This is a genomic window from Nocardia sp. NPDC004654 (genome assembly GCF_040609595.1).
Classification (GTDB): domain Bacteria; phylum Actinomycetota; class Actinomycetes; order Mycobacteriales; family Mycobacteriaceae; genus Nocardia.
On sequence record NZ_JBEXKI010000004.1, the window covers coordinates 258,685 to 270,777 of the forward strand.

At 68.9% G+C, this 12,093-nt stretch carries 9 protein-coding genes; 4 read left to right on the plus strand and 5 right to left on the minus strand.

The window, feature by feature from the left end; all coding sequences use genetic code 11:
• Positions 1–68: 68 nt before the first annotated feature.
• Positions 69–2,057 (plus strand): glycoside hydrolase family 15 protein, encoded by a 1,989-nt coding sequence (locus tag ABZV58_RS15495; protein ID WP_355000785.1) that lies wholly within the window; start codon positions 69–71, stop codon positions 2,055–2,057.
• A gap of 46 nt (positions 2,058–2,103) precedes the next feature.
• Here ABZV58_RS15495 and ABZV58_RS15500 read toward each other — a convergent pair whose 3' ends face one another.
• From ABZV58_RS15500 to lepA, 3 genes are all read right to left on the minus strand, one after another.
• The gene (locus ABZV58_RS15500; RefSeq protein ID WP_355000786.1) at positions 2,104–3,894 is read right to left on the minus strand and encodes a dynamin family protein; all 1,791 of its coding nucleotides are present in this window, start codon (positions 3,892–3,894) and stop codon (positions 2,104–2,106) included.
• Positions 3,895–3,970: 76 nt separating this feature from the next.
• Entirely contained in the window at positions 3,971–6,169 is a 2,199-nt protein-coding gene (locus tag ABZV58_RS15505) for a hypothetical protein (protein ID WP_355000787.1), read from the minus strand.
• 228 nt (positions 6,170–6,397) lie between these two features.
• Entirely contained in the window at positions 6,398–8,248 is a 1,851-nt protein-coding gene (gene lepA / locus ABZV58_RS15510; protein WP_355000788.1) for a translation elongation factor 4, read from the minus strand.
• A 247-nt stretch (positions 8,249–8,495) separates the two neighbouring features.
• On the opposite strand from lepA, the gene ABZV58_RS15515 reads away from it, so the two are divergent.
• The gene (locus ABZV58_RS15515; RefSeq protein WP_355000789.1) at positions 8,496–9,047 is read left to right on the plus strand and encodes a type II toxin-antitoxin system PemK/MazF family toxin; all 552 of its coding nucleotides are present in this window, start codon (positions 8,496–8,498) and stop codon (positions 9,045–9,047) included.
• 155 nt (positions 9,048–9,202) lie between these two features.
• Here ABZV58_RS15515 and ABZV58_RS15520 read toward each other — a convergent pair whose 3' ends face one another.
• Positions 9,203–9,991: an aquaporin gene (locus ABZV58_RS15520; protein ID WP_355000790.1), complete on the minus strand. Its 789-nt coding sequence runs from the start codon at positions 9,989–9,991 to the stop codon at positions 9,203–9,205.
• A gap of 391 nt (positions 9,992–10,382) precedes the next feature.
• Here ABZV58_RS15520 and rpsT point away from each other — a divergent pair, with 391 nt between their 5' ends.
• Both rpsT and ABZV58_RS15530 read left to right on the plus strand, forming a co-directional pair.
• Positions 10,383–10,646, plus strand: coding sequence for a 30S ribosomal protein S20 (gene rpsT, locus ABZV58_RS15525; RefSeq protein ID WP_355000791.1), 264 nt, complete (start codon positions 10,383–10,385; stop codon positions 10,644–10,646).
• Positions 10,647–10,807: 161 nt separating this feature from the next.
• Positions 10,808–11,056 (plus strand): hypothetical protein, encoded by a 249-nt coding sequence (locus tag ABZV58_RS15530; RefSeq protein ID WP_245668855.1) that lies wholly within the window; start codon positions 10,808–10,810, stop codon positions 11,054–11,056.
• 44 nt (positions 11,057–11,100) lie between these two features.
• Here ABZV58_RS15530 and ABZV58_RS15535 read toward each other — a convergent pair whose 3' ends face one another.
• Complete coding sequence (locus ABZV58_RS15535; protein WP_355000792.1) at positions 11,101–11,976, minus strand: helix-turn-helix transcriptional regulator; 876 nt, start codon at positions 11,974–11,976, stop codon at positions 11,101–11,103.
• Positions 11,977–12,093: the final 117 nt, after the last annotated feature.

The following is a 12,093-nucleotide window of genomic DNA, read 5'->3' on the forward strand; positions in this document are numbered from 1 at the left end:
GGCCCGAGCCGGGCAACCGACCGGCGCATTCGGTGGACGGCGGGCGGGGGTGGCACACATCATGGGGTATGGCGTCAACGGATGATCTGACCGTCGAAGAGCCCGACGACCTGCCTGTGCTCAGCGCGCTCACCCAGTCCAGGCATCGCGGCGCCCATCCGCCCATCGATGACTACGCCTTCCTCTCCGACTGCGAGACCAACTGCCTGGTCGCGAGCAACGGCGCGGTCGAGTGGATGTGCGTGCCGCGCCCCGACTCCCCCAGCGTCTTCGGCGCGATGCTGGATCGCAGCGCCGGGCACTTCCGGATCGGCCCGTACGGCGTGAACGTGCCCGCCGCGCGCCGCTACCTGCCGGGCGGCATGATCCTGGAGACCACCTGGCAGACCGACACCGGCTGGCTCATCGTGCGCGACGCGCTGGTGCTGGGGCCGTGGCACAACAACGTGCAGCGCAGCAAGACGCACCGCCGCACGCCGATGGACTGGGACGCCGAGCACATGCTGCTGCGCACGGTGAAGTGCGTGAACGGCACGGTCGAGCTGGAGATGAGCTGCGAACCGTCCTTCGACTACCACCGCGCCACCGCGCGCTGGGAGTACACCGGCAAGGTCTACGAAGAAGCCACCGCGGTCCGGGGCGTCGATTCCAGCGCCGGCCCCAACCTAGTGCTCACCACCGACCTGCGCCTCGGTCTGGAGGGACGCGAGGCGCGGGCCCGCACCAGGATGCGCGAGGGCGACCAGATCTACGTCGCGCTCACCTGGGCGGAGCTGCCCGCCCCCAAGACATTCGAAGAAGCGGCCGAGAAGATGTGGATGACCACCGAGTGCTGGCGGCAGTGGATCACGCTCGGAAAATTCCCGGATCATCCGTGGCGCAACTACTTACAGCGCAGCGCGTTGACGCTCAAGGGCCTGACCTACGCCCCGACCGGCGCGCTGATGGCGGCGGCCACCACCTCGTTGCCGGAAACCCCGGGCGGCGAACGCAATTGGGACTACCGCTTCAGCTGGGTCCGCGACTCCAGCTTCGCGCTGTGGGGCCTGTACACGCTCGGGCTCGACCGCGAGGCCGACGACTTCTTCTGCTTCCTCAACGACGCGACGACCGGTTCGAACGGTGAACCCGTTCCGCTGCAAGTGCTCTACGGCATCGGCGGGGAACGCGAGCTCGTCGAGAGCGAACTGGCCCACCTGAAGGGCTACGAGGGCGCCCAGCCCGTGCGCATCGGCAACGGCGCGTACAACCAGAACCAGCACGACATCTGGGGCACCATGCTGGACGCGGTGTACTTGCACGTGAAGTCGCGCCAGCAGGTGCCCGAGACGCTGTGGCCGCTGCTCGAGCGGCAGGTGAACGCCGCGATCGCGCACTGGCGCGAGCCGGACCGCGGCATCTGGGAGGTGCGCGGCGAACCGCAGCACTTCACCTCCTCGAAGGTGATGTGCTGGGTGGCGCTGGACCGCGGCGGCAAACTCGCCGAGCTGCACGGCCAGTTCGAGCGCGCCAACGAGTGGTACACGATCGCCGAGGAGATCCGGGACGACGTGCTCGCCAACGGCGTGACCAGCGACGGCGTCTTCACCCAGACCTACGGCGGGGACACGCTGGACGCCTCGCTGCTGCTCGTGGTGCTGACCCGTTTCCTGCCGCCCGACGACCACCGCGTGCGCGCCACGGTGCTGGCCATCGCCGACCACCTCACTGAGAACGGCTTGGTGCTGCGCTATCGCACCGAGACCACCGACGACGGTCTCAGCGGCGAGGAGGGCACCTTCACCATCTGCTCGTTCTGGCTGGTCTCCGCGCTGGTCGAGATCGGAGAACTACAGCGGGCCAGGCACCTGTGCGAGCGCCTGCTCGGCTTCGCCAGTCCGCTGCGGCTCTACGCCGAGGAGATCGACCCGCGCAGCGGACGGCACCTGGGCAACTACCCGCAGGCATTCACCCACCTGGCGCTGATCAACGCGGTCACCCACGTGATCAGGGCCGAGGACCAGCGCGCGGCCGGGCAGTTCCAGCCCGCGCACTCCCCGCCGATCAGTCCCGTGTAGGCGGACCACCGCCTCCGGCCGGGGCCATTTCCCCCGGCAGTGCGGCTCAGGCGGCGAGAGTGTCGGCGCGATCGCGGACGGCCCGCAGCTTGCCGAGGTTGCTGTCGAGTTCGGCGATCCGGTCCTCGCGACGATCGCCGTACTTGCCGTAGGCGTCCTCCGCGACGCGCAGCGCCTCGTCGGCCGTTCGCAGCGTGTCGGTGGCGATGTCGGTGAAGTGGTCGCGCAGCGTTCGCTGCATGGCGCGCAACCGGTTTCGCGATTCCTTGCTCACCTGGAAGATCACGTCGTCCATCAGCCTGGCCACGGCGACCTTGGCCTCGGCGCGGCGGCGCAGCTTGCGGTTCTTGCGGTCGTCCCAGATCGCGTTGACGCCGAGCAGCACGCCCGCGCCCGCCGAGTACCAGTTCACCAGCGACATGCCGAGCAGGCTGGTGGCGAGACCGACCATCAGGATACCGCCGTAGGAACCGCGCAGACCGGACAGAACCTGTTCGGTCACACCGGCTTTCGCGCTGTCCAGCGACTCCAGCGGAGCCACCGCCTCCAGCACCTCGCCCGGGTTGGTCAGGCGTAGGTCCGGTAGCGGCGGGGTGCGGTTGTCGGCGGGGAACTTCGCGGCCACCTGCTCGCACAGCTCCACCGACCGGTAGTGCGCCATGACGAAGTTCTCCTCGACGGCCTCGCAGATGCGCGCGTCGAGGTCGGCGCCGAAGTCCTTCCAGCCGCGCGCCGGATCGGTCTGCGTGATCTCGGCCTCGGCGTCGCGCACCAGGCTGCGCAGCCGGTGGCGCAGGTCGTGCTCGATATCGGCCATCAGCTCGGTGGCGCCGTCGGCCAGGGCGACCTGCCAGTTGGCGGTGCGCTGGCGCAGCTGGTCGGCCTCGTCGCGGGCCGCGATCAGCTGCTCGGTGATCTGCGCGCGGCGACGCGGATCGCGCAGCGCCTCGGCCTCGGTGTACAGGGTGACCGCGAGATGGTCGGCCACCAGCCGGATGTCGCGCAGCGCCGCGTCGCGGGCCACCGCGTCGGCGCGCGCCACCACGTAGTCGCGTAGGTGGTCGACCAGCTGCGGCACACCGGACTCGATATCGCGCTGGTAGTTGCCCGCTTGGCGGTGCAGCAGCGCGGACACCGGCGCCACCGCGAAGCCGAGACCGGCCGCGTCGAGCAGATCGCGGTTGCGCTGCTGCACGTGCGACCACTGCGGGTGCACGTCGATCTTGTTGAGCACGCAGATGACCGTCGGACAGAGCTGCTGCACCCGTTGCAGATACTCCAGCTGCGCCGGGCTCAGCTCGGCGGACGCCTCGGCGACGTAGAGCACCGCGTCGGCGGCCGCGATCATCGACCAGCGGGTGTGCTCGTCGCCGGAGCCCGGCGCGTCCATCAGGACGATGCCGTCGGCGAGCAGCGAACTCGGCTCGGTGAACTCGGCGCGGATCACACCGTGCGCGGCGAGCGCGGGTCCGGGATTCAGCGGGTCCACCGGCTGGCGCTCGGTGCGGCCCGTCCCGGTCGTCCTGACCAGCGTGGCGGTCGGCTCGGGGCCGTACTCCACGATCACCGGTGCGCTCAGCGCGGTCTCCGTGGCGCTCACCTGTGCCCCGACCAGGCTGTTGACCAGCGTGCTCATGCCGTTCTTCGGATCGCCGACGACGACGAGACGGACCCGAGGGTCGCCTATTCTGGCGCGAACCATGCTCAGCCGACCGCCGAGGTCGTCGCGGCCCGCGGAGCGAGCCATCTCCCGCAGTTCGTCCAGTATCCGGATGAGCGGCGCCATCGCGTCCGGGTGTTTCACCGTCGCGGACTCCAGCCCGGCTGCGGCAGACAAGCCTCCTCCTAACTCCTCGTTCTAGTTCTCGCGCTCGACGAATGCGGCGTGCGTGCTCCCGGACCGCTGATCCGGTTCAGACCAGCGTCACGTCCGGGCCCGCGATCGGGTGGTGCGTCTCGGCCAGGGCGGTCCCCGGCAGCAGTCCCGCCCCCAGTCCGCCGTGCTCGATCGGCATCTGCGCGACCACCTGGTGGTAGCTCGCGTGGTCGAGCTCGTCGCTGATCGGGCGCGTCTTCGGCGGATCGACCAGGACCGGCGGCTTGACCGGCGTGACCGGCGTCGGCACGACGACCGACGGCGCGTCGACATCGACAGAAGGAACGGTAGGCGCCTGCGTCGGCGCGTCGTACGTCGGGGGCTGCGAAGGCACCGAGACCGTGGGGACGTCGGGGGTCCCCTGGCCGCCGGTCGGGTAGGTCGTGCCCGGGTTGGTCGTGCCGCCGGTGCCGGTGCCGCCACCGGTGTTGCCGCCCGTTGTCCCCGTGCTGCCGCCGGTGGTTCCGGTGCTGCCGCCAGTCGTTCCGGTGCTGCCGCCGGTGGTTCCGGTGCCGCTACCCGGGGTGGTGACGTCGAGGTCCGGGGTGGACGGCTTCGGGGTCACCGTGACGCCGGGCAGCTTGGTCACGTCGGAGCCGGTGCCCGGCGTGGGCAGGACGGTCACGCCCGGCACCTTGGTGACGCCCGGTTCCAGGGTCGGCACCGTGCCGGTGTCCGGCTTGGTGGGTGTCGGGACGCCGGGCGTCGGCACCGAATTGGTGATCGTGGTCGGCGCGGTGGTCCCGGGGTAGGTGTCGGTCGGCATCGGGATGTCGGTCACCGGCGACGGGCTGGTGGTCGGCCGCACGTGCTGATCGAACAGCGCGGGCACCGCGGCCGCGGGTGCGGTCAGCGGGGACGGACCCGCGGGCGTGCCGAAGACGTTGGCGATGGGCGTCGTCGCGGCCTCCGGCTGGATGGTGGTCTGCAGCGGAGTGGCCGCCACCGGAGCGGCGACAGCGGCGGGCGCGGCGACGGCCACCGGCGCGGCCACCGCGGGCGCCACAGGCGCGGGCGCCGCGGCATGAGCCACGGGCGCGACGGGAGCGGCGGCCACCGCGGGAGCGACCGGCTGCGGTGCCGCGAGCGCGGGCGCCGCGTGCGCGACCGGCGCGGGTGCGGGTGCGGGTGTGGCGGGCGTCGAGAGACCGCTCGCGAAACCGGTGCCACCGGCGGTCGCGCCGGGCTGCTGCTGGTCCGCACCGCGGGCGGCGCCGCTCTCCGGGCGCGAGCCCTCCAGCCAGTCCGAGAAGTCGTCGAGCTGGTCGCCGATGTTGGTGCCCGCCGCCGTCTTCACGGTGAGTCCAGCGGACGCCTCGATCCCCAAATCGGTCGTCAGGTACACGCCTTCGGGGGTGATGCCGAAATCGATGTCCAAGTGGGACCAGATCTCCACACCCGCATCGACACCCAGGTACACGCCGACGTCCCCCGGCGCGGCCCCAACCCCGTCGAACATGTCGCCAGGCCGGAACGGGTCGCCGGCGGACAGGGTGCTGTCACCGGCGGACGCGCTCTCGCTCGCCTCCATGGCGGCGGGCACCTTCGGCATCGTGAACGGATTGGAACCCGGCGCGAGGAAGCCGTCGCTACCCGGCATATTGAAACCGTGTCCGGCCGGGCCGAGCCCGTGACCGGGTAGGCCGAAGCCTTGTTGCTCCCACCATTCGTACGGCGACGCCGAACCGGGCGCGGACTCGGCGGGCGCGCTCGGACTCAGGTTGGGCTGCCCGTACTCCGGAGTCTCGGAGAATCCCGGCGTCGGGGCGAAGCCGGGGCTCGGGGTGCCCTGGCTGTCCCACCACTCGTACGGCGACTCGGTCTCCGTTTCGCCGGGGCGGTTGTTGGTCCAGTAGTCCTCGGACGGCCGTGGCGCGGGCTCGAGGCGGAACTCGGGCACGGACGGCTGCGGCGCGGTCACGGCGTTGGGCGGACCCGCGGTGAACGGCTGCGCGGGCGGCATGGCATCGGGGTCCGGATCCGGAAAGGTGACCACCGGGCTCGGCAGATCGGGTTCCGGATCGGTGGTCTGCGCCCAGCCCGCGTTCCAGCTGTCCAGACGCTGGCCATCCGGTTGGGCCGGAACTCCGCCGCCGTTGGAGGCGATCAGCGCGCCACCGGTCACATACGCTCCGGCCCGCGCGACGCGCGCGACGCCGGTCGCCACACGGTAGGCGGTGTCCCCCTCGGGCTCGGCGATCTCGGTGTCGTCGTCGAAAGGCAGGTCACGCGTCATGCAAGCTCCACATCTCGGGTTTCCAGCAATCCTCACCACACCGGGAAGACCGAGTGAAGATCACTCGAGGATATTTCCGGAAAACCCAGTTGTCACATTCTCCAGGACAGCGGAGCGTATGACGGTGACGAGCACAACAACCTTGCCATCCTGCCAACCCGAACGGAAGCCCCCTTTTCACGGGCATAGCGGACTGGACGACCACTCAGTCCGCGCCCGAAAACGCTGCTACTTCTTCTCTTTCGGCTTGTCCGACTGAGCATCCGAGGAGAGGGCCGCGACGAAGGCTTCCTGGGGGACGTCCACGCGACCGATGGTCTTCATGCGCTTCTTGCCCTCCTTCTGCTTCTCCAGCAGCTTGCGCTTACGGCTGATGTCACCGCCGTAGCACTTGGCGAGCACGTCCTTGCGGATGGCGCGGATGTTCTCGCGGGCAATGATCTTCGAGCCGATCGCGGCCTGGATGGGCACCTCGAACTGCTGTCGTGGGATCAGTTCGCGCAGCTTGGTGGTCATCTTGTTGCCGTAGGCCTGGGCCGCGTCCTTGTGCACGATGGCACTGAACGCGTCCACGGCCTCACCCTGCAGCAGGATGTCCACCTTTACCAGCGCGGCCTCCTGCTCGCCCGCCTCTTCGTAATCGAGGCTGGCGTAGCCGCGGGTGCGCGACTTCAGCGAGTCGAAGAAGTCGAAGATGATCTCCGCCATCGGCAGCATGTAGCGCATCTCGACGCGGGTCTCGGACAGGTAGTCCATGCCGAGCAGCTCACCACGCCGCGACTGGCACAGTTCCATGATGGTGCCGATGAACTCGCTCGGCGCGATCACGGTGCACTTGGTGACCGGCTCGAAGGCCTGGCGCACCTTGCCTTCCGGCCAGTACGAGGGGTTGGTCACGATGTGCTCGCGCCCGTCCTCCATGACCACGCGGTAGATCACGTTGGGCGCGGTGGAGATCAGGTCCAGACCGAACTCCCGCTGCAGGCGCTCGCGGGTGATCTCCATGTGCAGCAGCCCCAGGAAGCCGCAGCGGAAGCCGAAGCCCAGCGCCACCGAGGTCTCCGGGACGTAGGTCAGCGCGGCGTCGTTGAGCTGCAGCTTGTCCAGAGCGTCACGCAGATCCGGGTAGTCCGAACCGTCGACGGGGTACAGACCGGAGTAGACCATCGGCCGCGGTTCGCGGTAACCGGTCAGCGCCTCGGTCGCGCCCTCGCGCGCGGTGGTGACAGTGTCACCGACCTTGGACTGACGCACGTCCTTCACGCCGGTGATCAGATAACCCACCTCACCGACGCCGAGGCCTTGGGTCGGCTTGGGCTCGGGCGAGACGATGCCGATCTCCAGCAGCTCGTGGGTGGCGCCGGTGGACATCATCTTGATCTTCTGGCGCGGGGTCAGCTTGCCGTCGACCACACGCACATAGGTGACCACGCCGCGATAGGTGTCGTAGACCGAGTCGAAGATCAGGGCGCGCGCGGGCGCGTCGGCCTGGCCTACCGGGGGCGGGACCTGCTCGATCACCTTGTCGAGCAGCTCCGGCACGCCCACTCCGGTCTTGCCCGAGACGCGCAGCACGTCCTCCGGCTCACAGCCCACGATGTGGGCGAGCTCGGCGGCGTAGCGATCCGGATCGGCGGCCGGTAGGTCGATCTTGTTCAGCACCGGGATGATGGTCAGATCCCGCTCCATGGCCAGGTACAAGTTGGCCAGGGTCTGCGCTTCGATACCCTGCGCGGCGTCGACCAGCAGGATCGCGCCCTCACAGGCCTCCAAGGCGCGCGACACCTCGTAGGTGAAGTCGACGTGGCCCGGGGTGTCGATGAGGTGCAGCACGTACTCGGTGTCGTCCACCTGCCACGGCAGCCGCACGTTCTGCGCCTTGATGGTGATGCCGCGTTCGCGCTCGATGTCCATCCGGTCCAGGTACTGGGCGCGCATCGCCCGCTCCTCGACCACACCGGTGAGCTGCAGCATCCGGTCGGCCAGCGTCGACTTGCCGTGGTCGATGTGCGCGATGATGCAGAAGTTCCGGATCCGCGACGGATCGGTGAACGTCTTGTCGGCGAAGCTGGCGGGCACTCCACTCCTCAGCTGGGTATCGGCAAACTGCCCTCTATCGTCCCATGGGTGCGGGCGGACGCGGTCCACTGGTCCGTCCCCGGCGACGCGCCGTCCCGGTTCGCACCGCCGCGCGCGGTTTTCCCGTGACTGTCTCCCGCTGCCTCTAGTCGTCCGAGCGCCCGCGATCCCTACCGCAAATCCTCAGCTGTGCCAAGTCGATTGCGTGCCGGATGAGAAGTCGTCACCACACCGTTATCCTCCAACGATGGCCCGAAGTTGGAACTCTCTCGGCAAGCAGTTGAGCCTGATCGCGAAGGAGCAGGGTCCCAAGATCGTCCGCCAGCAGGGACCTCGACTGGTGGATCGACTGGTCGGCCCGCTCGCGCAGCGCCGCAACGGAGGCGTGTCCGTGCGTCCCGCCGCGTCGACGCCGGTGCCCACCGCGCAGCGGGCCAGGCAGATCGTCTACTGCCCGCACCTGGACGGACGTGCCGATCCCGGCGAGATCGTCTGGACCTGGGTGCCCTACGAGGAGGACCCGGGCAACGGCAAGGACCGCCCGGTGCTCGTGGTCGGCCGCGATCGCCGCACGCTGCTGGGCCTGATGCTCTCGTCGAATCCCGAACGCGCACACGACCGCAACTGGCTCGGCATAGGCAGCGGGAGCTGGGATCACGACGGCCGGCCGAGCTGGGTGCGCCTGGACCGGGTGCTCGACGTTCCCGAGGCGGGCATTCGCCGTGAGGGCGCCATTCTCGCCCGCAAGACCTTCGATCTGGTCGCCCACCGGCTCGTCGTCGAGTACCACTGGAGCTAGCGCGCGAGCCGGTCGGCTGCCGACCGAAGGGACCGTCAGCCGCCCGACCCGACCGAAGGCCGGCTTCGGTCGGCAGGCATTTCCCGAACGAAGGTGACGTCCAGTCGATATAGCGGGCTCGCGGTCACCTTCGGTCGGAAGATGTCTACGAGGCGTCAGCTGATCATTTCCCGGCTCCGGCCGTACAGCAGGCCGTAGACCAGCGCGCCGAGCACGCCGCCGATCAGCGGGAAGACGATGAACGCCCACACCTGCCCGGCGGCGCCCTCCTGATAGAACGCGACGCCGAGGCTGCGCGCGGGGTTCACCGAGGTGTTGTCGACCGGGATGGAGATCAGGTGGATCACCGCGAGAGTGACGCCGATGGACAGACCGGCCAGCGGGACGTCGGAGATCTGGTCGGTGGAGGCGAGCACCACGAAGACCAGCAGTGCGGTCAACATCACCTCGATGATGATCATCGCGGCCATGCCGTAGCCGTTCTGCACGACGACCTGGCCCAGCGGCCCGGTCTTGGCCGACGGGCTGTGCGCGCCCCAGCCGTTGGCGCCGAGGCCGTCTACCTTGCGGTCGTAGGAGGGCAGATTCTTCGCGATCGCGAACAGCACGAGCCCGGAGATGAACGCGCCGACCAGCTGCGCGATCACGTAGCCGCCCGCGTTGATCGGGGTCAGCCTGCCCATGATGAGCTGGCCCAGGGTGACCGCCGGGTTGACATGGCAGCCCGAGATCGGCCCGATCGCGTAGACCAGGAACATCAGCGTGAGACCGAAGGCGAGCGCCACCCCGAGCGCGCCGACCCGCTCACCGGCCAGCACCGCGGTGCCGACACCGCCCATCACCAGAACGAACGTGCCGAGCGCCTCGGCCGCCCATTTCTTCACGTCGGGAATCGGCCTGTCCTCGGCCAGTTCTTCGACGACTTCCTGCGCCGTGGGAGACATACAGACACACCTTCCGCCATCTCGAGCCATTGCTACCGGTAGACGAGGTATTGCCGCGAACTCCGACCATTCAAGATCAAGCGGTGCTTGCAGTGGGGACGCTACGCCAGACGGGTGATCTCTACAACGACTTCGCAGCCGCGACCGGATGCTTCCGGTCGCGCAGGTGGGAGGGGATGCCCCGAGGTTGCTCGCCCATTGTCGCCGACTCGTCCCGAGGCCCGCATCGCGCTCGGTACCGGTCGACCGACCCGACGCGGCGATTTCGTGTGCCGCGCGGCGGCTGGTACCCTCGATCTTCGGCGTCGCGATACCCGTTCACACCGGGTGTGTCGCACGCGCAAGACTTCTCAGTACATACCACCAGCGACAGGAACACGAGGAAACAGGCGTGGCCAACATCAAGTCCCAGATGAAGCGGATCCGTACCAACGAGGCGGCGCGCAAGCGCAACCAGTCGGTCAAGTCCGCGCTGCGCACCGCGATCCGCAGCTTCCGGGAAGCCGCTGCCGCCGGCGACAAGGAGCAGGCCGGCGCGCGTCTCCAGTTCGCCAGCCGCAAGCTGGACAAGGCCGCTTCGAAGGGCGTCATCCACGCCAACCAGGCCGCCAACAAGAAGTCGGCGCTCGCGCTGGCCTACAACAAGCTCGGCTGATTCGCCGGTCCCGGCATCCGGGATCGAATTCTTCTGACGCCAGCCGCCGCGGCCTCGATGACCACGGCGGCTTTTGTCGTGTCCGCTTCGAATCCGAGCTTCGTCGACGAGTTCACCGGACCGTAGCCGAGATGTCGGTGTCGGGGGCTACGATTCCGCGCATGGTAACCGTGTACGCGAATCAGACCGTGGTCAGAGGCGAGGACCTGCCGGAGGTCATCCGCGCCGCCGAGGTGCTCGGGCTCGGCCTGAAGATCGAGAACGTCATGGTCCCCGACGACGACGGTGGTTACTCGCTGGAGTGGATCGTGACCCGGGAAGACGAAGTGCCCGTGTACGACGAATGGGAAGGCCGATTCGAGGAGTCGGACGAGGACGACGACGAGCTGCTGCTCAGCTCGGCGGACTGAGCGACTGGCTGCTCAGCTCCTCAGGTCTCGGTTCTACAGACAGCTCAGCTCGGCGGGCTCAGTTCCGCCGCGCTCGGCTTCCTTGCCGCGACTCCGGCCGTCAGGCGGTCCAGCGCCACCTGCGAGTCGGCGTCGGCGGCCCGATAGATGATGATCCGCTGGTCGGGATCCTGCACGGGCATCAGCACCTCGTAGGTGACGACCAGCGGCCCGACCTCGGGATGGCACAGCGGCTTGTTCCCGCGCCCCTGCACCTTCACGTCGTGCCGGTCCCATGCCCGCGCGAACTCCTCGCTGTACGCCGCGAACTCGTCGATCAGCTCGGCCAGTCGCCGATCGTCCGGATGCGCCGCCCATGCCGCGCGCAGGTCCGCGACGCCCTCCCGAATGATGCGCTCGCGCTCGGCGTACAACTCGCGCAGCGCCGGATCGAGCAGGCACAACCACATCGAATTGCGCCGCCGTTCCGGTAGCGCCTCGAAATCTGTGATCAGACAGGCCATTTCGCGATTCCACGCCAGAATGTCGTAGCGGTGGTCGACCAGCATGGCGGGCAGCGGCGACAGGTGCTCGACCAGCATGAGCAGTGCCGGATCGGGGGCGGTGGCCGGTGTGCCGTTGCCAGGCATCCGCTGTCTGGCCAGGTCGAACAGATAGGCGCGTTCGTCGGCGTCCAATCGCAGCGCCCGCGCCAGTGCCTCGACGACCTCGGCGGAGGGGCGGAGTCCGCGGCCCTGCTCCAGCCGGACGATGTAGTCGGTGCTGACCCCGGCCAGCTCGGCCACCTCCTCGCGGCGCAGACCCGGCGTGCGGCGAACTTGCCGACGGACCGGCAGGCCGACGTCGTCGGGGTGCAAGCGCGCGCGGCGGGCGCGTAGGAAGGCCGCCAGTTCCTGGGTCGCGTTCACGGTGCGGGTCATCGTCTTCGATGGTACGGCCAGGGTGGGACTGGCTTTCCCAGGAAATTCCTTCCCTTACCGCCGCATTCGCCCCGCTCCAGACTGTGTTTCGAACGACGACGAAACATCACGACAGGA